Consider the following 24,440-nt stretch of genomic DNA (forward strand, 5'->3'; position numbering starts at 1 on the left):
AAACGATATCTTTTTGGCAAAAGAGGGCAAAAAATGCGTACTAATAGAAAATCATAAATTGTATAATAGGGGTGATATTGTGGATGTAATCTATGAATTAGAGGGTTTAGTAAATGACAAGAGAAGAATATTTAAAAGAGATTGAAAAGGTAAATGAAGCCGGTACATATAAAGAGGACTGGGGTTCATTATCAGAGCATGAGACACCTAAGTGGTTTAGAGATGCCAAGTTTGGAATCTTCATTCATTATGGCGTATACAGTGTTCCTGCATACGGCAACGAGTGGTATTCCAGAAATATGTATAACAAGAACAATAGAGAATTCAAGCATCATATAGAGACCTATGGTCCTCAGAGTGAGTTTGGATACAAGGATTTCATTCCTATGTTCAAGGCTGAGAATTTTGATGCTCATAGATGGATTGATACCTTCAAAAAGGCAGGCGCTAAGTATGTTGTTCCTGTAATGGAGCACCATGATGGATTTGCTATGTATGACACTGAGTTTAACAAGTGGAATGCAGCTAATATGGGCCCCAAGAAGAACATTGTTGGAATGCTCAAAGAGGAGTGTGACAAGCAGGGACTTACTTTCTGCGGATCATCTCACAGAGCAGAGCACTATTTCTTTATGAATCTTGGAAGAGAGTTTGATAGTGACGTTAATGATGACAACTATCGTGATTTCTATGGCCCGGCAGTTCTTTGTCCGGAGTGGCAGGATGAGCTGTTTACTAATAGTACTGAGAATCCTGATTCTAAGGGCCCTGATAAGGACTGGCTTGAGGACTGGACTGTACGTACAGCAGAGATCATCGACAGATATAAGCCTGCAATGCTCTATTTTGACTGGTGGATCCAGAACAAGGCATTTAAGCCTTACCTTAAAAAGATATGTGCTTATTACTATAACCGCGCTAAAGAGTGGGGCAGAGAAGTTACAATATGCTACAAACACCACGCATTTCCACCAGATGTTGCTACTTTTGATGTGGAAAGAGGCGCATTATCAGAGATTTCACCAAGATATTGGCAGACAGATACAGCTATTGGGAACAGATCCTGGTGCTACATTCAGGACAATGAGTACAAGAGTGGATACAAGCTTGTGTGTGACCTGATTGATGCTGTTAGTAAAAATGGTAATTTCCTTCTGAATCTTGGACCTAAATCAGACGGAACCTTCACTGCAGAGGATGAGAAGGCGCTTTCAGAGATGGGTGCATGGCTTTCAGTTAACGGAGAAGGTATTTATGGCTCTCATTACTGGAGCCAGTACAAGGAAGGCGACACTGTTATCGCCAGCGGATCCTTCAACGACGGCGGAGAGGTTGATTACACAGCTTCTGACTTCAGATTTACTTATAAGGCTGGTTATGTATATGCATATTGGATGCGCCCAGCAGTTCAGGACGTGAAGATTAAGGCATTTAAGACTGAGCCTATCAGAGAGCTTCTCATCGATAGCGTATCTCTTTTATCAACAGGAGAAGAGCTTACCTTCGAAAGAGATGATGAAGGTATGACAATTAAGGCTTCAGATTCCTTCAAATCTGATATGCCACTTTGTTTTAAGGTTAAGCTTTTATAATTATTAAAAGCGGGTGCTATTTTATAAAAGTAGCACCCGCGCGGTTTTTATACAGGTTAGTATTTGAGGTAAATTAAGTGAATCAGGATGCATATAAATATGAACCAGTGATATTAATGGATAAAAAAGAGCCCTTTAAAATCAAGAAAGTTGGCTTTTTTGAGTATTCAGAGGATGGTTGCAGGAGTAACTCTTTTAACAGGGTATTTGATTTTGGTAACTATCCTGGTGCGGATAGAGTGCTGGAATACGTATACTATCTCGATTATGATATTCAGCATTTGTACGATCTTGAGCACATATGGGTATATATAGGGAAAGATGGTGCAGTTGTAGGTGCAGAAGGAAGCTATCATGGCAGATTTCTAAATGCATATAGACCAGAGGAAATTGATAATGCTGTGACTTGCGCGCAGATTCAGGATGAATCACATGTTGTGATGTATTCTCAGCCAGGTAAGCATGCGATGCTGGCGTCTAAAGAGCTTATGAGCATATATCCTGAGCTTTTTGAGGCATGTGATAGATTTGCAGGAATTCATGGCCTTGACGCTCCTGAGAGATATCTTGCAGATATTCATATTTCAGAAGAGGATAACAGAAAGGTTGCTGCTTATATAAGGGACAACTTCAGTTTTATTCCATCAATGGAGTTTGAAAAGTGTGATATAGCCAGGGAAGATTATGTCGAACTGGATGCTTTACATGAGATGATTCCGGAGTTTTTAAAGGCAGAACTGGACAGATTGGGGATTGTTTATGGATGACAGATTAGAGAAAATCAATAGCATCATAGAGGGCTTAAAAAGCCAGATGTTTGGTGATAGAGCGGATATTACTGAAGTTATGTCACCAGATGGAATAAGGTGCAAAAAAGTTCCATATGGCCATAGAGCTGAGCTTTTGGGGGACTGTTCTGATTGGGATAGCTTCGAGGCTGGCTCTGTCTGGGGCGAGCCTGATGGACATGAGTTTTTCCGTGTAACTGTCACTGTTCCTGAGAGATTTGCGGGAAAAGAGGTTTTCTTTTTCCTATCTACAGGTGCGGATGACATTTGGAATACAGATAATCCGCAGATGCTGGTGTATATAAATGGAATCAGGCGAAGTGGCATGGACATGAACCACAACTGTGTCAGCATTTATGGTATTGATGACTGGGGAAAAAATACAGATAGAACTGTAGACATCGCTATTTATGCCTATTCCAATCTATCTGTTAATGGTAATTACCTTAAAATGGAGCTTGCAGCTTGCGACGAAGTGGCTAAAGCAGCATATTTTGATATGTGTGTGCCTTTTGATGGAGCTAAGGCTATGTTGGGCCTGGATTCCAGAAAAAATGCCATTGACCTACTGAGCGATAAAGCAGCGGTAAATAGTGCTCAGCCGGTTGATAAAGAGGGCGCAGAACTGATCTTATCGGTGCTTGATAAGGCGTGCAAGCTTCCAGTGGCAAAAATCTCAGCATTTCTGGAGGAAAACCTCTATGGAAAGAGTGATACTGGTCTTACAGTAGCCAGCGTTGGACATACTCATATTGATGTTGCCTGGAAATGGACTGTGAGACAGACTAGAGAGAAGGTCATTCGCAGCTACTCCACAGTTATGGAGCTTATGAAGCACTATCCTGAGTATCTTTTCATGGCAAGTACTCCTCAGATGTACGAATTTGTCAGGGAAGATGAGCCAGAACTCTTTGAGGAAATAGTAGAGAGAGTTAAAGAGGGCAGATTTGAGCCTGAGGGAGCTATGTGGCTTGAGGCTGATTGCAATCTTACAAGCGGTGAAAGCCTTGTCAGGCAGATTCTATATGGTAAAAGATATTTCAAGGAGATGTTTGGTGTAGACAGTGATATTCTCTGGCTCCCGGATGTCTTTGGGTATAGTGGAGCAATGCCACAAATTCTCAAAAAGAGTGGAATCAGGGCATTTGTGACAACAAAGCTTGCCTGGAACGATACAAACAGGCTCCCACACGATCTTTTTATGTGGAAGGGCATAGATGGAACGGAGGTTCCTACATATATAATCACAACCTGCGATCTGCCCAAGGCTGATGAGGTTATGAGAGAGGGCGGAATTCTGAATTATACCTACAACGGCAGACAGGATGCGAGCCAGATCATGGGCACTTGGAGAGCCTTCAGGGAAAAGAGCATAACCAACGAAACTTTGACCTGCTATGGCTTTGGTGATGGCGGTGGTGGCCCTACATGGGAGATGCTGGAAATGGACAGAAGGCTTCGTAAGGGCATTCCTGGTTGTCCCAAGACTATTCAGAAGTCTGTATCTAAGTTTATGGACGGACTTCTTGAGAAAGTCAGTGATAATAGTGATGTTCCAGTGTGGGATGATGAGCTATATCTTGAATTCCACAGAGGAACCTATACCTCCATGGGCAAGAACAAGAGATATAACAGAAGGCTTGAGCTTCTGATGCAGGAAGCAGAGGCAATATGTACATGGGCTTACATCAAGGAAGGTAAGCCATATCCGAGAAAAGAGCTGCTTGATGCATGGAAGATAATTATGCTCAATCAGTTCCATGATATCCTTCCGGGATCTTCAATTGAAGAAGTATATCAGGTTTCTGAAGAGAATTATAAAAAAGCGATTGATATTGTTAAAGATGTGATAGACACTGCTGTTAGAGCGGATGCAGAAGCAGAATATCTTGGAGAATTTCTGGCAAAATCTTCTGGTAAAAGTGAGCATCTGTCAGATAAATGCGGCGAACAGGGCACATCAGGAATAAAGACTAGTCAAAGTGAAGATGGGCTTGTAATTGAAACTTCATATTATACAATCTCTTTTGACCAGAACGGTGAGATTGTGAGCCTTATTGATAAAGAGGCGAATAAAGAAGTCTGTGATAAGTCTCAGGGGCCGCTTAACCGTCTGATTGCCTTTAAGGATGAGCCAAGAGAGTACGATGCATGGAATATTGATGTAGATTTTGTAGATGTGAGCAGGGATATTACTGAGCTGGAAGAGTTAAAAGTGTTATCCAATGATGGACACAGGGCAGAAATCAGCATCAGGAGAAAGTTCAGGAACTCAACTATTGAGCAGACTATAGTAATTGATAATGATTCAAGGCGAATTGATTTCAAAACAAAAGCCGACTGGCACGAGCATCAGATTCTGCTGAAAGCAGCTTTCCCAGTGGATGTTGAAGCCGATGAGATCAGCTGTGAGATTCAGTTTGGTAACATAAAAAGGAATCTTAAGAGAGAAAACAGCTGGGACAAGGCTAAGTTTGAGTGCTGTGCTCATCGCTGGATGGATATTTCGGATGAGAAGGGTGGCTACGGCGTTGCTGTTATTAATGACAGTAAATATGGTTACGATTCTTCTGATAAGCTTATGAGGCTTACACTTATCAAGTCAGGAATCTTCCCTAATCCTGATGCCGATCAGGGACTCCACGAGTTTAATTATTCTCTTTTACCACATAAGGGTGATTACAGAGAAGGTGGTGTTATAGAAGAGGCGGAGAAGTTCAATCTCTTAGAGCATAGGTATGTGCCAGAGCAAATGGCGACAGCTTCTGAGTGGTTTGAAGCTATGAAGAATATGTCCGATGGAATAATTGATCTATCTGGAGAAAAGGGAGTTTACATTAGCTCTATAAAGCTTGCAGAAGATAGTAATGGTATTATCATCAGACTGTACGAGGGTCATGGCCAGAGTCATAGCGTATCAGCGAAACTTTTGAAGGGCGTAGATAAGAGTATCACTGATGTTTACGAATGTGATCTTCTTGAGAACCGCATCACTGGCGGAACTATGAACTATGATCCATCGACAAAAGAGCTCAGAATTGAGTTTAAACCTTTTGAAATCAGAACAATACACGTAGCTATGGGATGAAAATAGCAAACAGAACCACTTTCGCAAAAAATGCAATCTTTTTGTGGATTTGACATAAAAACCGCGTAGATAATGCGCGGATAAGAAAATAGAATGTATGATATAGGGTTAATCTATGTCATGCATTCTTTTTTTAGGAGAAGATTATGAGTAAAGAAACCAAGTTTTTGAGTATTGCTATAGGTCTTTTACAGGGAATATATAGAGAGGAAGGCGTATCTGACAAGGTGGTCAGCGCCATGGATGCGGACAGACTCTATAAATATGTAAGAGTAGTTAATGAAAAATACGTTGATCCGGCTCACAAGCGCACCAACGAAGTAGATTATTCTGCTAAAAATGACAGGAACAGATTCCATAACAATGGAATAATCAGCCCGGATGTGCCATTGGGAAATGTGTTTGTAGAGACCAGATTTAGCGGCGTTGGAACACCTGCTCAGGTCAAGTTTTTCAAGCTCCTTGAGGGCGAGGAAGCTGCAAACTTCGACAGAGTAAATGGTAAGATCACCATGATCCGCGATATGACAGGCTTTGATGGATGCCTTTCCAGAAAGCTTCCAGTCGGTAAATATGTCATTGAAGTATCCAAGGGCTGTGAATGCGAAATACTAACAGATGATATCGAAATTACAGAAGGCAAATTTACAAATAAATCTTATGACCTGAACAGATTTGTGAATCTTGAGGGTGAGGGATGGATTTCCGGAGAGCTTCATCACCACTGCGTTTATTCAAGTCCTGTTTTTGGCGGAGACGACGACGTTGTTGAGACCCCTGAACAGGTTGCGAATTCCATGATGGCCATGGGCCTTGCTTATGGAGCACTTTCTGATCATCACATTATCCTCAGTCATCCAGCATGGAAGGCCAATAAGAGAGATAATTTTGTACCGATCATATCTAAAGAGATTTCGACTTCTAACGGCCATGTAATGGCTATGGGAGTGCCAATAGATGTAATTTACGCGATTCCTGATGATGTGAATCGTACTGATGAGTATCTTAGAAACGAATTTGTGAGGATTACAGACGAGATCAAGGAAAATGGTGGTCTTGCGCAGATCAATCATCCAAGAGACCTTCAGAAGTCTATTTCCTGGAATCCTGATTTTGAAGATATGCTTGATATCTTCGAGACAATGGAGATTTGGAATGGCTCCAATCCTATGATGGCAGGCTCTACCAATGATGCAGCCATGGATCTGTGGAATCGATGCATGAAGAGAGGTCTTTTCCTGCCAGCGACAACAGGAAGTGATACCCACAATATATGCGCTGACGACTATCACGTTCTGTTTGACGATGTGATGGATACCATAGATGCCATTAAGGCTAATGAAAAAGAGCTGTCTGATAAGTATGCCGATGAAACCAGAGTAATGCTAGAGATTGGTGATAAGCTCCTTCCTATTTTGGAGAAGTGGGCTGAGACAAATCTTACAAGTGGCTGTGTCAGAACATATATTAACTTTGATGTCACAGAATCCAAGGAAAACACTCATAACCCTGAGTACATTATGAACAGACTTCGCCTTGGCAGAAGCTTTTTGACCAATGGACCTATTCTTTTGACTAAGGTAAATGGCAAGATTCCGGGACATAATGTAAGGCTTTCGGAGGGTAAAAAGAAGATAGATAAGCTTTCAGTAGAGGTTAAACTTCTTGCAAACAGGCCTCTTAAGGAGTTTAAGATATGCACTGAAAACGGCGTAGTCAAAGAGATTCCTCTTTGTGCAGAAAAAAAGAATGGCTTCTATGACTATAGTATGGACATAGAGGAAGCCATTCCTGATGGTAACTATCTGTACTTTATGGCACAGGATGATTGTACAAACCTTGCCATAACCAATCCGGTAATCATTTGCCGATAACTGCGCTCTGGCGATACTCTCTCGGAGAAGTTCCGGAAATCTTGTTAAAGATTCTGTTGAACTGAGAGAAAGAGGAGAAGCCACATTCCTGAGCGATTGCAGAAATCTTTTTATTGCTGGATACCAGCTGATACTGAGCGTTCTTGATCCTGGTGAGCTGGATGTAATTGGATAAGTTGAAGCCAGTTACCTGTTTAAACTCCCTTGATAAGTAGCTTGTACTTATAAAGAACTGCTCGGATAGCGTATCAAGTGAGATGTCTTCGTCGTAATGAGTGTGAATATATGAAGAAACCTCGTATATTTTCTGCTCGATGGAGTTGTAGCTCTGATCGTTGGAATAGGTGTTTCTGTCCTTTAATTCGTAGAGAGTATAGAGGAATTCCTGGAATTTGTTGTGAATATAAAATTCATCAGCAGGATTACCGTAATATTTATGTTCTTTTGAAAAGATAAATAGGTTATTTAGAATATCAATCAGTTTCTGCTGATCCTGGAAGCTGAACCTGTACACAGGATTGTCTACATGGAAAGGAGCTAAGATTTCCTTGTAAGCATCAGCACTTTCAGGTTTATCCAGAGGGTACATGAAATCTATGATGAGACGTTTACTGGGATCTCCCTTATAGTAAACGGATTTGTGCATAACAGAAGGCGCCAATAACACGAAATCACCCATGTGAATGTTGTAGGGAACACCCTCAATCAGGTGAGTTGCGTTAGGCGCAAGCAGGAACAAGATCTCGTAATATGGATGCAAATGTTGGAATTCCATATTAACCGAGGCATCCCTTTTATCGTAGTCGAAATAATAATAGATGTTATTAGGGATGTTGTTGATGATTATGTAATGGTTGTCTTCGTAATAAATATTGTCGTTTATAAGCATAAGATAAGTATAAATGAAATAGAAAGAGGTAGCAAATGGTAGTAGTTAAAAATGAAATCATGCCTAAATTAGAGGTTTTGGCTCAGAGCTTTCAGAAGTTCCTGTATGAGGACGATGAACAGTTTCTGGAGAATATGAAGACCAAGAACCTTGCAGGGGATGATGTTTCAAGATATCAGCACTGGGAGTGGACTCAGGGAGTTGGACTCTATGGTCTCTATCAGCTGGCATATGAGCTCGATAGGAAGGATTATCTGGATTTTCTTAAGAGCTTCTATGATAAGGAAATCTCTTTAGGACTTCCAGCCAAGAATGTAAATACCTGTGCACCTCTTTTAACTCTGGGATTTCTCTTAAGAGATACAGGAAAAGAGGAGTATAGAAAGGTCTGCCACGAGTGGGCTGAGGCTATAATGCACGAATTTGCCAGAACAGAAGAGGGCGGAATTCAGCATAGAACTTCTGATAGTGAGAATACAGGGGAGCTCTGGGATGACACTCTTTTTATGACAGTAATGTTCCTGGCTCTTATGGGTGAGATTGAGGATAACAACGAATATAGGGAAGAGGCCAGATACCAGTTCCTTCTCCATATTAAATATCTTGTGGATCACAAGACAGGTCTTTTGTACCATGGATGGACCTTTGAGGGGCATCATAACTTCGCAGAGGCCCTCTGGGGCAGAGGAAACTGCTGGTTTACTATTGCTATCCCCGAATATCTCGATATAGCTGATGTAACAGGCGCGGATAGGAAATTCCTCGTTGAGGCGTTCCTTCAGCAGGTTAAGGCTCTTGAGAAATATCAGGATGAGGGAATGTGGCACACACTTGTGGATGACCCATCTTCATATCTGGAAGCCAGTGCTACATGCGGATTTGCATATGGAATTCTCAAGGCTGTTCGCCTGGGACTTATAGATGAAAAGTACAGAGAAGTGGGCATGAAGGCTCTTGAGCCAATGATGAAGCTCATAGATCTGGACGGAACTGTTAATCAGGTGTCCTATGGAACTCCAATGGGAAGAGAATCCAAGGATTTCTACAAGGGAATTGAGATTAAGCCAATGCCATATGGTCAGGCGCTGGCAATGCTATTTTTGTTGGAAATATTAAAGGTTTGAGGTAGAGAATGTTCAGAATAGGGGTAGATATAGGCGGCACCAATATTGCTGCCGGAATAGTGGATGAGTCCTACAGGATTGTGGAAAAGAAATCCATAAAGACCAAAGATGCCAAGACTCCATCCGAAATGATAGGTGCAATTGCAGAGCTGGTCAAAGACCTGATGGGGACTGCTCAGGTTAAGCCAGAGATGGTCACAGCTATCGGCGTAGGCGTTCCTGGAACGCTGGATCCGGAGTCGGGTAAGGTATTGTATGCCAACAACCTTGGCTTTGAGGATGTGCCATTTTTATCTGAGCTTAAAAAGGCACTTGGGGACATACTTGCAGACAAGATTTACTTTGATAACGATGCAAATGCTGCGGCTATCGGTGAGTATATAACTGGGGATTATCATGCCAAGAACTTTGTGATGATGACAATCGGAACCGGAATTGGCGGTGGAGTTATCATAAATGGCCGTGTCCTTAGGGGATGCAACTACGCAGCAGCTGAGTTTGGCCATATGACCATCAATTTTGATGGCGTAGATTGCAACTGCGGCAGAAAAGGTTGCTTTGAGGATTATGCTTCTGCAGAAGGCCTCATGAATTTAGCCTGGGAGGCAATTTCTTCTCCTGAGGGCAAAAAGAGTATGCTAAGTAGTCGGGTTTCATCAAGGGAAGAGCTGGATGGAGAGATATTCTTTGAGGCTGTGAGAAGCGGGGATAAGGTAGCTGCGCAGGTTCTGGAGCAATATCTGTTCTATTTATCAGAAGGAATCATCAATATTATCAACATCTTCCAGCCTGATGTGCTGACTCTCAGCGGTGGTATTACAAAAGCTGCAGATCTGTACCTTGATAGGTTAAAAGAGCTAGTGGCTAAGGGCATTTATTCGAGAAATAGCAGTAAGAATACAGAGATCATGCTGTCTAAGGGCATTTCAGACAGCGGAGATATTGGAATAATTGGCGCTGCTCTTATTTACAAGATGTGACGGAGGACAGAAATGGAAAAGCATTATGAGTTTATTCTGAATGACACACAGGAACTGGTTTATGAGTCTATGTGCAGACAGATAATGGATGAGGAAAATGAGAATTATGGAGCCTTTTTGGATGATAATCACATCCTGGATGCGAAATTTACCATATATCGCACGGCTTCTATGATAGCTCTTTTCTGCAACAGAGACGGTGAGCTCTATGGGGATGAAAAGCTCTATAAGAGGATAATTGCAGGTCTTAAGTTTACTGAGAAAATGCAGCTTGATAGTGGGCTTTTTGATTATGTTACCTGTAACTTCAGCTCTGCACCTGATACAGCATTTTGTATCAAAAAGCTCATGCCATTTTTCTTTTACCTGAGAGATATCAGAGGGGAAAAGAGAAATTCCGGAGAGGAAGTAATCTTCAAAATCATCGACGGAATCATAGGCAGGGCCGCTAAAGGAATAATAACAGGTGGTTTTCATACCCCTAATCACAGATGGGCGATCGCGTCAACTCTGATGGAATGCTATAAGATTTACGGCGATGAAGAAATGAAGAAATGCGCTGAAAGATATCTTGCAGAAGGCATAGATTGCAACGAAGACGGAGAATATGCAGAGAAATCTGCTGGTAATTATAACAGAGTCAATAATGATGCCATGATCACTCTGGCGGAGGCTACAGGAGATGCATCTTACGAGGAACACGTTATCAGGAACCTCAGGATGATGCTTCATTACTGGGAGCCTGACGATTCAGTATTTACGGCCAATTCTACAAGATTTGATAAAGACAGGCTCATGTATCCGACAGATTACTATACTGAGTACATGCTGATGGCTCAGAGGCATGGAATTACCGAGTTCTACGAGATGGCCAATTCAATTATCGATATTTGCAAGAGGCGTAATCTTCATGGCCCTGACTGCCTGATTTACTTCATGTGGTACCCGGAGTGGAGAAATATTGAGCATGCTGGCTTATACAAGAATCCGGATTATAAGGTCTTTTACCAGAATTCCGGTATTTCCAGGAGTAAAACTGGAAGATACACCTATACAGTCATGAATGGAAAGTCCAATTTCCTGTACTTTCACAATGGAACTATCAAGCTTGAGATGAAGGTTGCTGGAAGCTTCTGCGAGCATAGAGCCTTCAAGTCAGAGACCATGGAAGAAACCGAGGATGGACTGCATCTTCATCAGACAATGCACGGCTGGTATTACCTGCCTTGGAGCGCAGACAAGATTCCTGAGACCAACGACTGGTGGCAGATGGACAATGCTTCAAGAGACAAGAAGATGGGCCCTGATATGAACATCGATGTGTGGGTAAAAGAGAGTGCTGATAAAGACGGAATAGATGTAAGAGTTAAGACAAGTGGCGTAGAAGGTGCTCCTTGGAGAATCGAGATGTCTCTGACTGGAGCAAACTTCATGGAAAATGGCCATCTTGCAACTACTCTTAAAGGTAACGAGACTATTATCGCCAAAGATGACTATGTTGAGCTCTCTAACAGCAAGGATATGCTGATTGTAGGCCCTGCTTTTGGAACTCATAGATTCATGGAGGGTAAAGAGGACTCTGAGCTTACTAATTCGGGCTCTTCAACAGTCTATTTCACTGATTATACAGGTTTTGATCACACCATCACCATCCGAAATATGCGTAGTCAATTTTCTAAATGACAAAAAATGCAATGTTTTTTGCAAATAAGCAAAAAAATCAGCTATTTCAAGGATTGGCGGTTTGATAAAATATGAATATCGTAAGGTATAGCGAAAGCGACAAAGGAGGAATTATGAGAAGGAAAATTAACTCAAAAGCAGTATCACTGGTTTTGGCTGCAGCAACCTCATTCACAATGCTTGCAGGTTGTGGCGGAGCAGCTACTCCATCCAATACTGGTGCAGAGACTGCTGCTACAGAAGCAACTGAGCAGACAGCTGATGCAACTCAGACAGGAGATATCGCTTCCAACATGGAGGAGGTTAAAGTAGACGGATTTGCAGAGGCTCCAATGCTTGCAGATCAGGTTGCAGCTGGTACACTTCCTGCAGTAGAAGAGAGAGTACCTGATGCTAATAATGTATTTGTAGAGACAGTAGATGCTACTGGTGCTCCACTTGAGATTGGTACATATGGCGGGGTTATCAATCTTGGACCAGCAGGCGGAAGCTGGGGACTTTCAAGACCATCTCTTGAGTCTATCATCAGATACAACACAGATGGTTCATACTATCCAAACGTTATTAAGTCATTCGAGCACAGCGATGACTACACAGTTTGGACTTTCAATCTTAGAGAAGGCATGAAGTGGTCAGATGGTGAGCCGTTCACAGCTGACGACATTACATTCTGGTATTACATGTGCCACCTCACCAACTACGATAGCAAGAAGAGTTGGGCTGCTCTTAAGGAAGAAGTTGATGGCGAGGATGCATGGGCAACACTTAAGAAGGTTGATGATTACACTGTAACATGGACATTCGTTAACCCTAAGTACCCTGCAGATTTCATTGAAAATGGCGATTTCAAATGGTGCTGGGCTCCAGCTCATTACTTAAGCGATCTTATTCCTGATTCTGAGGATTATCCTTATGTAGAGAATGAGTATTGGCAGTCAACAGGACTTTCTGAGGAAGAAGTTCTTGCTAACGCTCAGAAGAAGAACATCGATGCAGCTACTGTTAAGGATCTTGGTAAGGCGGTTTCTTACAACTTCTGGAACGTAGCAGGAGTACCTACAGTTAGCGCATTCGTTCTTTCAACAGTTCCTGGAAACAGCTCCAAGGACGATACACTTTGCATCATGGATCGTAACCCATACTTCTGGAAAGTTGATGCAGCAGGCAATCAGCTACCATATGTAGATGCACTTCACTTCAATCAGACTTCAGAGGATGGACAGGATCTTCTTATGTTCCGTTCAGGAGAGATTGATGTTATCACAGTAGCAATGAAGGATATCGCAGCTACACTTGCAGACCTTGGTGACTCTGCTTCACTTCGTGAGTGGGGATCAACAGCATGGGGTAGCTACCAGGTAACTTTCAACTATACAAATCCTGATAAGAACTATGCAGATCTTTTTGCTAATGCTGATTTCCGTCAGGCTATGTCAATCGGCGTAGACAGAGAGCAGGTATCTGAGCTTCTTACAGATGGATTCCTTGAGCCAGGACAGTGTGCACCTGCAGAGGGCAACGTTGGATATGATCCTGACTGGGAAGCTAAGTGGACAGAGTATGATGTAGACAAGGCTAAGAGCCTCCTTGAAGGCTGCGGACTTGTAATGGGATCTGATGGATTCTACAAATTCGCTGATGGTTCAGACCTTATGCTTACATTCCTTGCATATGACGGTGGTGCTGACGAGTCTTATCCAGTATTCGAGCAGTACTACAAGGCAATCGGTATCAACTGCGCACTCAAGAACCTCGAGGTTGCAGCATTTGATGAAGCAGTAGATAACAATGACTGGGTTGCAGTAATGGGACCTCACACAGCTGTTGGCGGTGCTTCACTTAAGGATAGAGCAGCTCCATTTGTTCCTATCGCACAGGCAGCTGAGTGGTATGGCGAATATGGTACATACTATGCAACTAAGGGTGCTCAGGGTGTTGAGCCAACTGGAGATCTTGCTAAGCTCGTAGAGCTCTATGATAAGTGGAGACTTACATCTGACGAGACAGAGAGAGACAATTACCAGGCTGAGATTTACAAGATCCACAAGGAAAACCTCTGGTCAATTGCTTACCTTAAGGCAGAAGGTTACTTCGAGCTTATTACATCCAAGCTTCACAATTATGCAGACAATCTTGTATCTGCAGACTGTTATCAGTACTCTAACATGACACACTATGAAGTGCTCTTTAAGGCAGAGTAATTAAAATAACAAAGGTTATATAATGTATTGAATTATGATTGCCGGAGACGTGAGGGGGTTTCCACGTCTCCGGTTTTTATAGGAAGGGATTTATCGATGGAGGAAAAATTAAGCAAAAACAGCTTTGTAGAGAACTTAAAAGAGTTCTTTAGAAGAGACCTGGTTCAGTATATCTTTAAGCGTATACTGTGGTTTATTCCTACACTGCTGCTCATCTCAATACTTGTTTTCTTCGTAATACAGCTTCCTCCGGGGGATTATGTTTCTGCGCATATTGCTGCGCTTGCAACAGAAGGAGAGCTGGTTGATGCTGATTATGCTGCATCAATGCGAGAGGACTACGGACTGGATCTGCCTGTATGGCAGCAATATATTAAATGGGTTAAGGATATAATCTGGACACCTTCTGACACAGCATATTACAGACTGTATCATTCACATCATAACTGGAAGTATTCTTTTGCCTATGGTCGTGATGTTTGGAGTGTTGTTAATGACAGACTTGGACTAACCATAGGTGTTACAGCGATTATCATGCTGTTTCAATATCTGGTATCAATTCCTATAGCGGTTTACGCTAGTACACACCAGTATTCGGTAGGAGATTATGTCTCTGCTATTATTGGTTTCCTTGGAACTGCGATACCTAACTTCATTTTGGCTATTGTGCTGATGTATCTTTCCTATAAATGGACTGGCAATGCTAACGTAGGTCTGTTTACACAGGAGATGCTTAAAAACGGCATTCATTTATATAATTTTGGTGATTTCTTAAAGAGAATGATCATTCCTATCATAGTTATCGGTACCAGCGGAACCTGCGGAATCATCCGTTCTGTTCGTGCACAGATGCTTGATGAGGTTGCCAAGCAGTACACACTTACAGCAAGAGCAAAGGGTGTTTCTGAAGGTAAGATCATTATGAAATACTGCTTCAGAGCAGCTATCAACCCTACAGTATCAGGACTTGGCGGAGTTCTTTCAAGTCTTTTCTCAGGATCAACTGTTACAGCTATGGTTCTGAACATGCAGATTCAGGGACCTGTACTTTATAAGGCTCTTCAGTCACAGGACATGTACCTCGCTGGTGCTATCGTTATGGTTCAGGCAGTACTGGTTGTAATTGGTGTGCTGTTCTCTGATATTGCCCTTGCATTCCTTGATCCTAGAATCCGTTACTCAGGAGGTGGCAGATAATGGCTAAAAAGTTAAAATCAAAAGAAGATTATTATCTTGCCTCCCAGTGGACATTGATGGCAAGAAAGCTGAAAAAGCACAAGCTGGCTCAGGTTTCATTTATCATTCTGGCAGTACTTTATATTTCAGCATTATTCGCAGATTTCCTTGCACCATACGGACTGGATGAGTTCGATGGACTTTACAGAAACTCTGCACCAACTAAGATTTACACAATTTTCGAAGATCAGCATGTGGGACCACATGTTTACAAGCTCGAGAAGAGCATTAACAAGAAGACCTTTGAAGTTACTCTTGAGCCTGATTTATCAGAGTATTACAAGATTGAGTTCTTTGTACACGGTACAGAGTACAAGGTTTTAGGTCTTTTCCCTTGTGACCTTCATCTCTTTGGTGTTGGAGAAGGTTCTAAGGGTGGCACAGGAGCCAAGATTTTCCTGTTTGGCGCAGACTCACTTGGAAGAGATATTTTCTCAAGAGTACTTTTGGGAGCGAGAATTTCTCTGTCTATCCCATTTGCCAGCGCGATTATCAGTTTCTTCCTGGGCGTAGCGATCGGATCAATCTCAGGATATTTCGGTGGCGTTCTGGACATGATCATTCAGAGAATCATCGAGGTTATCGGAGCTGTTCCTCAGATTCCACTTTGGATGGCACTTTCAGCAGCTATTCCAGCAGGAATCTCAACTGTTAAGATGTATTTTTACATGACAATTATCCTGTCCTTCATCAACTGGACTGGAATGGCACGTGTAGTACGTGGTAAATTCCTGTCACTTAAGAATGAAGACTATGTAATGGCAGCGAGAATATCAGGCGTTTCCACATGGAAGATCATTTGGAAGCACCTTGTACCAGGCTTCATGAGTTACCTTATCGTATCTCTTACACTTGGTATTCCTGGATCAATCGTTGGTGAGACATCAATGTCATATCTTGGCCTTGGTATCAAATCACCTGCAACCAGCTGGGGAGTACTTCTTCAGGAAGCAAGCTCAGTTACAGACGTAGCTGCAAACCCACACAAGCTGATTCCGATTATCTTTGTAACAATTACTGTTTTGGCATTTAACTTCCTCGGCGATGGAATGAGAGATGCTGCAGATCCTTACAAGTAATTATTTTTAGGAGTTTTCTATGGAAAAAGACAATATTTTGGAAGTTAAGGACCTTCATATCGACATCAAGATGATGGAAGGAATACTTACTCCTGTAAGAGGCGTAAATTTTGAAATAAAGCGTGGCGAGACTCTGGGACTTGTTGGAGAGTCAGGCTGTGGAAAATCCATTACCTGTAAGTCAATTCTTGCGATCAATGAGAAGAAGTGTATTCCTCGCGGTGAGATCATGTTCAGAAACGAGGATGACACAGAGGTTGATATTCTCAAGATGGATCCTAAGGGAAAGGAGATCCGTAATGTAAGAGGTAAGCAGATCTCCATGATCTTTCAGGAGCCGATGGTAGCCTTTTCTCCAATGTACACAATTGGTAACCAGATCACAGAGGCAACACTTCTGCATATTACCAAGGACAAGAAGAAGGCCAAAGAGATCTCTCTTGAGGTAATGAGAAAGGTTGGTATTGCCAACGTTGAGAAGAGATACAATCAGTATCCTCATGAATTCTCAGGTGGTATGCTTCAGAGAGCGCTTATCGCTATGGCTCTCGTATGTAATCCTAAGCTTCTTATTGCAGATGAGCCTACAACAGCTCTTGATGTAACAATTCAGGCTCAGATTCTTGAGCTTATGAAGGAACTCCAGAAGGAGTTCAATATGGCGATTCTTTTCATCACACATGACCTTGGCGTTGTAGCCAAAATGTGCGACAGAGTTGCTGTTATGTACCTTGGCAGAATCGTAGAAACAGGCGATTCCAAGACAATTTATGCTAATCCTCAGCACCCATATACAAGAGGACTTATCGGTTCTGTTCACAAGATCGGTGGCAGAAAGGACGAGAGACTCTTCTCTATCGAGGGAACAGTTCCTCTTGCCATGAACCTGCCCAAGCAGTGCGGTTTCTACGACAGATGCGATTGCAGAATCGAGGGACTTTGCGATAAGGCTGAGCCAGAACTTGTTGAGATCGAGCCAGGTCACAAGATCGCATGCTTTAACTGCAATAACCCTGCATGTCAGGCTCACAGACAGGAAGTTGAGAAGAGACTTGCGGAGGAGGCAGCAAGAGGACCAGTAGAGGAAGGAGGTAAGAAGCGTGGAAAAAGATAATATTCTTGAAGTAAAGCATCTTCACAAGCGTTTTACCTCTAAAAATGTCACAGTTAAGGCTGTTACAGATGTTTCTTTTGCGGTAAAAGAGGGTGAGACCATTGGATTCGTTGGTGAGTCCGGATGTGGTAAGACAACCCTTGGAAGATGTATTGTCAGAGCTTATGATGCTTCAGAGGGCGAGGTTTTCTATCGCACAGAAGCTGGCGAGGAAGTAGATTTCCTCAAGGTAGATAAAAAGAAGATGAAGGGTATCCGTAAGGAGATTCAGATGATCTTCCAGGATCCATATTCATCTCTTGATCCCAGAATGACAGTTTTGGACATCATCAAGGAGCCTCTCAAGGCTAATTATCCCAAGATGCCCAAAGAAGAGATGGACAGACTGGCCAAGGAGATGGCCGAGAAGGTAGGACTTAACCCTGCGTATCTTATGAGGTATCCACACGCATTCTCTGGTGGACAGAGACAGCGTATTGGAATAGCAAGGGCACTTGTATTAAAGCCCAAGATCATTGTTTGTGATGAGGCGGTATCAGCCCTTGATGTATCAATTCAGGCCCAGGTAATCAACCTGCTCAAGGACCTTCAGAAAGAGATGAAGCTTACATATATCTTCATTTCACATGACCTCTCAGTAGTAGAGCATATTTCTGATAAGGTTGGTGTTATGTACCTTGGTAAGATGGTTGAGTATGGTGAGACAGAGCAGATCTTTACTAAGCCCAAACATCCATACACCGAGGCTCTTATGTCAGCTGTACCTGTTGCTGATCCTACTTATCAGCAGGAGAGAATTCCTCTTAAGGGAGAGATTCCTAACCCTGCTAATCCACCAAGTGGATGTTATTTCCATACAAGATGCAGATACTGTAATGAAAAGTGTAAAGAGCTTACTCCTGAGTATAAGGAACTTGAGCCAGGACATTTCGCTTCATGTATCTATGCTGAGGAATTGAAGCTTAGAGGGTTTGAAATCAAATGATGAAAATTTACAGAGCTCATGATTATAACGATATGAGCCGCAAGGCTGCCAATATCATATCCGCTCAGATTATCATTAAGCCAAACTGTGTTCTAGGCTTGGCTACAGGTTCAACGCCGCTTGGAATATATGCTCAGCTTGTAGAGTGGTACAAAAAGGATGATCTGGATTTTTCCAAGGTTAAGACCTTCAATCTGGATGAATATGTGGGGCTTTCAGAAGATAATCCTCAGAGCTACCACTATTTCATGAATGAGAATCTCTTTTCCAAGGTGAACATTGAGAAGAACAATGTTCATGTGCCTGAGGGAACAAATGAAGACGTAGAAGGCGAGTGTCTTAGCTATGAGAGAGCCATCGATGCTCTTGGCGGCGTAGATATGCAGCTTTTGGGACTTGGTCCAAACGGACACATCGGATTTAATGAGCCAGGCAGCTGTTTTACCAGAAAGACTCATATTGTAGACCTTTCTGAGAGCACAATAGAAGCTAACAAGAGATTCTTCGAGGATGCATCTATGGTGCCAAGACAGGCTATTACCATGGGAATTGGCACGATTATGAAGGCCAAGAAGATCCTGATGGTAGTAGATGGCGAGAAAAAAGCTGAAGTCCTTATGAGGGCGCTCACAGGCGAGGTAACTCCTGAGGTTCCAGCTTCTATCTTGCAGCTTCATCCAGATTTTACGCTAGTTGCGGATGATGAAGCACTTAAATATATGAAAGATTATTAATGATCCTATCAACCGCCCCGTTGGCTTCTGGCCAGCAGGGCGTGTTTACTTTCTGCATTTAATCTTGCCGGATGATCTTCAGGCATGCTGGATTTGATAGCTTTGTCACAGCTGTCTGTAAGCTCCTCAAGGTAGATCTGGAGATCGGCATTTACATCAATATTCTCGTCCATTCCTATGTACAGAATTTCAGGTACAAATCCAAGAGTTGCGGTAGTATACCAGTTTCCATTGAATTTATTTGGATTTTTGACAATGTTAGTAACAGGGCTGTTTATCTTGTTGGTCAGGATAGCGATTACCAGATTTTTGTCCGGATCGATCATGAGAAGTGTTCCCGTCCAGCCTTGATGCCCAAAGGTTCGAGTGGAGGATCTGGTGCCAAAGTAGCTGGTTCTCTGTATATCTCCCTGGCGCCACCAGCCAAGGCCCCAATTCATGTAATCTTCAGACTTAGGTGCTGTAAATTCAGCAATTACTTCCGGTGAAAAGAACTGCAGATCCCCGTAGGTTCCGTCAAGCATCAGGGTTCCGAGCTTGGCCAGATCTGTTGCGTTTGAAAAGATTCCGGCATGTCCTGAAACACCGCCCATGCAGTAATAGGCCATTTCGTCGTGAACCTCTCCCTGAACAGTATCTGTCCTAATGCCATCAAAGGTTAAATAGCCATCTCTTGTGTTGCCGTTAAGCTCAGTAGCTGCGCAGTCGTCCTTGGTGAAACCATGATCAAGAGGCGTATATGTAACGTGTGTAAGTCCCATAGGCTCGCAGAATGTCTCTTTAAGGTAGGTATCAAGATCTTTTCCTGTTTTGGCCTCTACAATCAGGCCAAGGATCATGTAATCAACGTCAGAATAAAGAACCTTGGCGCCGGGTTCAAACATTAGTGGAGTCATGCATATGGCTTTAATTGTGGCCTCTTTGGCGTTTTCATCAGCAGATACTGAGGAAAAAAGAGGATTCTCTATTTCTGGGTCATATTCAAAGGTCTCAGGATTGATCGTAGGATTGTGGTACTTGGGACTTGGTGGAAAGCCACCCTGATGACGGAGAAGATGAGCTATGGTAAGCTCTCCTTTCCAATTTTTGATAGTCTCCAAAGGCTCGTGAGATCCATCTGCATAGTCGATGAAGATAGTATCATCAATAAATTCCTGTCCCAGATAATCAGAAATCTTGTCATTTATGCTGATCTCGCCATCTGTAACTAGCTTTTGAAGGGCATAGTTAACGCCTATCATCTTGCTGACGGATGCTAGATCATACAGAGTATCGGTAGTTACAGGTGCAGAATCAGTCTTACGAGAACCATCCTGATTATAGGAATTAACGTTTCCAAAAGCACCTTCATAAACAAGTTTATCATCGCGAATTATTGATATCTGTGCGCTTGTAAAGCCATATTCAATATCTGTTGTTATTATATCTTCTATAAGATCAATGCACTCCTGATGAATTCCGGCTTCTTCAAGAGTTCCGTAAAGAATTACGTCGGCAGAAGCATCGTCTTGTTCTTCTTCAGAATTTATGTCAGCAGTTGAGCTTTCTGAAACCGCCAGGTCATCTGTACCAGTCTCTATATCTGAAATCATTTCTATGCTAAGAGTTGAAATAGCAGCATCTGAGGCACTTTCAGCTCCGCACCCCACAGTAAATCCTATGCTGCAAATAACGCATAGACAGGCAATTATTCGGTTAAAATGTGGATTTTTAGCCATTAAATTCCCCCAAAGAATAAACAAAATTTCTATCAATAATGATAGCACTAAAATGGCATCAATAGTGGTATGATTGTACATGGTGCTTTTGAGTATTGATGTTAAAAGCGGGAGTTTACTATGAAAATTCATGGTCTTCAGAAAATGACATTACTTGATTATCCGGGGCATGTAGCATGCACGGTTTTTCTTGGCGGGTGTGATTTCAGGTGCAGATTCTGCCATAATTACGAGCTTGTGGATGGAAGCGCTGAGCCTGTAATGGAAGAGGACGAATTATTTGATTTTCTGTCCAAGAGAAGGGGTATTTTGGATGGTGTTTGTGTAACTGGTGGTGAACCCTGTCTTCGCCCGAATCTTCCCGATTTCATCAGAAAGATCAAGGAAATGGGCTATAAGGTCAAACTCGACACTAATGGTGGTAATCCTGACATGGTAAAAGAGCTCATGGATGCAGGTCTTGTAGACTATGTAGCCATGGACATCAAGAATTCACCAGCCAAGTATGCTATGACAGCAGGCCTTGATAAAGTGGATTTAGAGCGCATTGGCCAGACGGTATCTCTTTTGCTGGAGGGCAGGATAGACTACGAATTTAGGACTACAGTAGTGGAGCAGTTCCATGATGAAGCTGATTTTGAGGAAATTGGCAAATGGATCTGCGGAACTTCAAAATATTTTTTACAGCAGTATGTTGCCAGAGATACAGTACCAGACTGTTCTTTGGAGGCACCGAGCCGTGAAACTATAGAAAAATACATTAATATAGTTAGGAGATATGTTCCAACCGCGGAGATAAGGGGAGTTTGATCAAACCACAATATATTGTGGTCGGTTTTTAGACCATATCTATATGTTGACGTAAATCTGTATTAATGTTATCTTTATCATAGTTAATTTTCTTATGTATTTCTTTATAGGGGGTTCTTATGTATCAGGTTGTAAAGCGCGATGGCAAGATCGCAGATTTTAACATTTCCAAGATTTCAGCAGCTATAACCAAGGCTTTTGAGGCACTTGAGAAGGACTATCATTCAAGTGTTATAGATCTTATTGCCCTTAGAGTCGCTTCTGACTTTGAGAGCAAGGTAGTAGACGGCAAGATCACTGTAGAAGAGATTCAGGACAGCGTTGAGAAGGTGCTGTCAGAAGCGGGATATACTGATGTTGCCAAGGCTTATATTCTTTATCGTAAGCAGCGTGAGAAGGTTCGTAACGTTAACTCTGCCCTTGTTAACTATAAGGATATCGTTAACGATTATCTTAAGATCAACGACTGGAGAGTCAAAGAAAACTCTACGGTTACATATTCTATCGGTGGACTTATCCTGTCCAATTCTGGTGCGATTACAGCTAATTACTGGCTTTCAGAGGTTTATGACGATGAGATAGCATCTGCTCATAGAAGCGCAGCTATCCATATCCATGACCTTGCTATGCTCAGCGGCTATTGCGCCGGTTGGAGTCTTAAGCAGCTGATTCAGGAGGGACTTGGCGGAGTTCCAGGTAAGATCACATCTTCACCTGCATGCCATCTTTCAACTCTTTGCAATCAGATGGTTAATTTCCTCGGAATTATGCAGAATGAATGGGCTGGAGCACAGGCTTTTTCATCCTTTGATACATATCTTGCGCCTTTTGTTAAGGTGGACAATCTGTCTCAGGCAGAGGTTAAACAGTGTATTCAGTCATTTGTTTATGGCGTTAATACTCCTAGCAGATGGGGAACACAGGCACCATTCTCCAATATCACATTGGATTGGACAGTTCCTAATGACCTCAAGAATCTCAATACTATTGTTGGTGGCAAGGAGCTTGATTTCACTTATGGCGAATGTCAGCATGAGATGGATATGGTCAACAAGGCATTTATCGAGATCATGATCGAGGGAGATGCCAACGGACGTGGATTCCAGTATCCTATCCCTACTTATTCAATAACAAATGATTTTGATTGGAGCGAGACAGAGAACAATAAGCTCCTGTTTGAAATGACTGCTAAATATGGCACACCATATTTTTCTAACTATATTAATTCTGACATGGAGCCAAGTGATGTGCGCTCTATGTGCTGCAGACTTCGTCTGGACCTTAGAGAACTCCGTAAGAAATCCGGTGGCTTCTTCGGATCAGGAGAGTCAACAGGTTCTATCGGCGTAGTTACTATCAATATGCCTAGAATTGCTTATCTTGCTAAGGATGAAGCTGATTTCTACAAGAGACTTGATCATTTGATGGATATTGCAGCTCGTTCACTCAAGACTAAGAGAACAGTTATAACCAAGCTTCTTGATCAGGGGCTTTACCCATACACCAAGAGATATCTTGGAACATTTGCTAATCACTTCTCAACAATCGGCCTTATCGGTATGAATGAAGTTGGTCTTAATGCCAACTGGATAAAGGCTGATATGACTGATGAGCGTACTCAGGAATTTACCAAGGAAGTTCTTACTCATATGAGAGACAGACTTTCTGATTATCAGGAGAAATATGGAGACCTTTATAACCTTGAGGCTACTCCTGCAGAGTCTACAACATATCGTTTTGCTAAGCATGATAAGGCTCAGTATCCTGATATTGTTACAGCGAATATGAATGGTACACCATATTACACCAATTCATCACACCTGCCAGTAGGCTATACAGAGGATATCTTCTCTGCTCTTGATATTCAGGATGAGCTTCAGACTCTTTATACTTCAGGAACTGTATTCCATGCGTTCCTTGGAGAAAAGCTTCCTGATTGGCAGGCTGCAGCAAGTCTTGTTCGCAAGATTGCTGAGAATTACAAGCTTCCATACTACACAATGTCTCCTACATACTCAGTATGTAAGAACCATGGATATCTTGTAGGAGAACAGGCTGTTTGTCCTCACTGCGGTGAAAAGACAGAAGTATACAGCCGAATTACTGGCTATTATCGTCCTGTAGCTAACTGGAATGATGGTAAGGCTCAGGAATACAAGGATAGAAAAGTTTACGACATTGGCCATTCAACTCTTAAGAGAAGCGCCAAGAATCCAAGTTTTGTAGAGGCTGCTGTCAAGAAATCCAATAAGGATGCCAACAGCAATGCATTCAATGTAGATGATGCGATAATGCTGTTCAAGACTCAGACCTGTCCTAACTGCAAGATTGCAGGAATGATGCTTGATAAGGCTGGAGTTAATTACAAGGTTCTTGATGCAGATGAGAATCCAGAGCTTGTTGAGAAGTACAATGTAATGCAGGCGCCAACACTTATTGTACAGAATGAAGAAGGCTTCCAGAAGCTTAATGGCGTATCAGACATCAATGGATGGCTTGGAGAGAGAATTTCATAAGACTAATTCAGAGCCAGATCGTAAGATCT

The 24,440-nt window shown here is 42.3% G+C and carries 17 protein-coding genes; 15 read left to right on the forward strand and 2 right to left on the reverse strand.

Annotated features, from left to right (window positions below):
* The first annotated feature begins 113 nt into the window (after positions 1–113).
* The 4 genes from IJI01_RS07605 to IJI01_RS07620 all read left to right on the forward strand — a co-directional run bounded on the left by IJI01_RS07605 (position 114) and on the right by IJI01_RS07620 (position 7,342).
* Positions 114–1,592, forward strand: coding sequence for an alpha-L-fucosidase (locus IJI01_RS07605; protein WP_292188209.1), 1,479 nt, complete (start codon positions 114–116; stop codon positions 1,590–1,592).
* Between the two features lie 77 nt (positions 1,593–1,669).
* Positions 1,670–2,359, forward strand: a complete 690-nt coding sequence (locus tag IJI01_RS07610) for a hypothetical protein (protein WP_292188211.1) — start codon at positions 1,670–1,672, stop codon at positions 2,357–2,359.
* Positions 2,352–5,468: an alpha-mannosidase gene (locus IJI01_RS07615; RefSeq protein ID WP_292188213.1), complete on the forward strand. Its 3,117-nt coding sequence runs from the start codon at positions 2,352–2,354 to the stop codon at positions 5,466–5,468. The genes IJI01_RS07610 and IJI01_RS07615 overlap by 8 nt, the downstream gene beginning before the upstream one ends.
* 146 nt (positions 5,469–5,614) lie before the next feature.
* Positions 5,615–7,342, forward strand: coding sequence for a CehA/McbA family metallohydrolase (locus IJI01_RS07620; protein ID WP_292188215.1), 1,728 nt, complete (start codon positions 5,615–5,617; stop codon positions 7,340–7,342).
* Here IJI01_RS07620 and IJI01_RS07625 read toward each other — a convergent pair.
* On the reverse strand, positions 7,329–8,117 hold the full coding sequence (locus IJI01_RS07625; RefSeq protein ID WP_292188218.1) for an AraC family transcriptional regulator: 789 nt from the start codon (positions 8,115–8,117) through the stop codon (positions 7,329–7,331). The genes IJI01_RS07620 and IJI01_RS07625 overlap by 14 nt on opposite strands.
* Positions 8,118–8,266: 149 nt before the next feature.
* On the opposite strand from IJI01_RS07625, the gene bglB reads away from it, so the two are divergent.
* The 9 genes from bglB to nagB all read left to right on the forward strand — a co-directional run bounded on the left by bglB (position 8,267) and on the right by nagB (position 19,367).
* Positions 8,267–9,355 carry a beta-galactosidase BglB gene (gene bglB, locus IJI01_RS07630; protein WP_292188220.1) on the forward strand — a complete coding sequence of 363 codons (1,089 nt, stop codon included), beginning with the start codon at positions 8,267–8,269 and terminating at the stop codon, positions 9,353–9,355.
* Positions 9,356–9,363: 8 nt separating this feature from the next.
* Positions 9,364–10,335: an ROK family protein gene (locus IJI01_RS07635; protein WP_292188222.1), complete on the forward strand. Its 972-nt coding sequence runs from the start codon at positions 9,364–9,366 to the stop codon at positions 10,333–10,335.
* A gap of 12 nt (positions 10,336–10,347) precedes the next feature.
* Positions 10,348–12,018, forward strand: a complete 1,671-nt coding sequence (locus IJI01_RS07640) for a hypothetical protein (protein WP_292188225.1) — start codon at positions 10,348–10,350, stop codon at positions 12,016–12,018.
* A gap of 113 nt (positions 12,019–12,131) precedes the next feature.
* Positions 12,132–14,219, forward strand: coding sequence for an ABC transporter substrate-binding protein (locus IJI01_RS07645; protein ID WP_292188227.1), 2,088 nt, complete (start codon positions 12,132–12,134; stop codon positions 14,217–14,219).
* Positions 14,220–14,315: 96 nt separating this feature from the next.
* On the forward strand, positions 14,316–15,416 hold the full coding sequence (locus IJI01_RS07650; protein WP_292188230.1) for an ABC transporter permease: 1,101 nt from the start codon (positions 14,316–14,318) through the stop codon (positions 15,414–15,416).
* Positions 15,416–16,534, forward strand: a complete 1,119-nt coding sequence (locus tag IJI01_RS07655) for an ABC transporter permease (protein ID WP_292188233.1) — start codon at positions 15,416–15,418, stop codon at positions 16,532–16,534. Before IJI01_RS07650 ends, IJI01_RS07655 begins: the two co-directional genes overlap by 1 nt.
* Positions 16,535–16,553: 19 nt before the next feature.
* Positions 16,554–17,648, forward strand: coding sequence for an ABC transporter ATP-binding protein (locus IJI01_RS07660; RefSeq protein ID WP_292188239.1), 1,095 nt, complete (start codon positions 16,554–16,556; stop codon positions 17,646–17,648).
* Positions 17,635–18,633, forward strand: coding sequence for an ABC transporter ATP-binding protein (locus IJI01_RS07665; protein WP_292188241.1), 999 nt, complete (start codon positions 17,635–17,637; stop codon positions 18,631–18,633). Before IJI01_RS07660 ends, IJI01_RS07665 begins: the two co-directional genes overlap by 14 nt.
* Positions 18,633–19,367 (forward strand): glucosamine-6-phosphate deaminase, encoded by a 735-nt coding sequence (gene nagB, locus IJI01_RS07670; RefSeq protein ID WP_292188314.1) that lies wholly within the window; start codon positions 18,633–18,635, stop codon positions 19,365–19,367. The genes IJI01_RS07665 and nagB overlap by 1 nt, the downstream gene beginning before the upstream one ends.
* 8 nt (positions 19,368–19,375) lie before the next feature.
* Here the strand turns inward: nagB and pbp4b are convergent, their stop codons facing one another.
* Positions 19,376–21,085, reverse strand: a complete 1,710-nt coding sequence (gene pbp4b, locus IJI01_RS07675) for a penicillin binding protein PBP4B (RefSeq protein ID WP_292188243.1) — start codon at positions 21,083–21,085, stop codon at positions 19,376–19,378.
* A gap of 120 nt (positions 21,086–21,205) precedes the next feature.
* Here pbp4b and IJI01_RS07680 point away from each other — a divergent pair, with 120 nt between their 5' ends.
* Entirely contained in the window at positions 21,206–21,895 is a 690-nt protein-coding gene (locus IJI01_RS07680; protein WP_292188245.1) for an anaerobic ribonucleoside-triphosphate reductase activating protein, read from the forward strand.
* Between the two features lie 119 nt (positions 21,896–22,014).
* Complete coding sequence (locus tag IJI01_RS07685) at positions 22,015–24,411, forward strand: ribonucleoside triphosphate reductase (protein WP_292188248.1); 2,397 nt, start codon at positions 22,015–22,017, stop codon at positions 24,409–24,411.
* Positions 24,412–24,440 lie beyond the last annotated feature (29 nt).

This window comes from Butyrivibrio sp., assembly GCF_017433805.1.
Lineage (GTDB): Bacteria > Bacillota > Clostridia > Lachnospirales > Lachnospiraceae > Butyrivibrio.

Bases quoted from the DNA above. Each gene is read 5' to 3' on its own strand.
- nagB (WP_292188314.1), top strand. From the start codon at position 18,633: ATGAAAATTTACAGAGCTCATGATTATAACGATATGAGCCGCAAGGCT.
- IJI01_RS07645 (WP_292188227.1), top strand. From the start codon at position 12,132: ATGAGAAGGAAAATTAACTCAAAAGCAGTATCACTGGTTTTGGCTGCA.
- IJI01_RS07640 (WP_292188225.1), top strand. From the start codon at position 10,348: ATGGAAAAGCATTATGAGTTTATTCTGAATGACACACAGGAACTGGTT.
- IJI01_RS07615 (WP_292188213.1), top strand. From the start codon at position 2,352: ATGGATGACAGATTAGAGAAAATCAATAGCATCATAGAGGGCTTAAAA.
- IJI01_RS07625 (WP_292188218.1), bottom strand. From the start codon at position 8,117: ATGGAATTCCAACATTTGCATCCATATTACGAGATCTTGTTCCTGCTT.
- IJI01_RS07620 (WP_292188215.1), top strand. From the start codon at position 5,615: ATGAGTAAAGAAACCAAGTTTTTGAGTATTGCTATAGGTCTTTTACAG.
- IJI01_RS07650 (WP_292188230.1), top strand. From the start codon at position 14,316: ATGGAGGAAAAATTAAGCAAAAACAGCTTTGTAGAGAACTTAAAAGAG.
- IJI01_RS07685 (WP_292188248.1), top strand. From the start codon at position 22,015: ATGTATCAGGTTGTAAAGCGCGATGGCAAGATCGCAGATTTTAACATT.
- bglB (WP_292188220.1), top strand. From the start codon at position 8,267: ATGGTAGTAGTTAAAAATGAAATCATGCCTAAATTAGAGGTTTTGGCT.
- IJI01_RS07605 (WP_292188209.1), top strand. From the start codon at position 114: ATGACAAGAGAAGAATATTTAAAAGAGATTGAAAAGGTAAATGAAGCC.
- pbp4b (WP_292188243.1), bottom strand. From the start codon at position 21,085: ATGGCTAAAAATCCACATTTTAACCGAATAATTGCCTGTCTATGCGTT.
- IJI01_RS07660 (WP_292188239.1), top strand. From the start codon at position 16,554: ATGGAAAAAGACAATATTTTGGAAGTTAAGGACCTTCATATCGACATC.
- IJI01_RS07635 (WP_292188222.1), top strand. From the start codon at position 9,364: ATGTTCAGAATAGGGGTAGATATAGGCGGCACCAATATTGCTGCCGGA.
- IJI01_RS07655 (WP_292188233.1), top strand. From the start codon at position 15,416: ATGGCTAAAAAGTTAAAATCAAAAGAAGATTATTATCTTGCCTCCCAG.
- IJI01_RS07680 (WP_292188245.1), top strand. From the start codon at position 21,206: ATGAAAATTCATGGTCTTCAGAAAATGACATTACTTGATTATCCGGGG.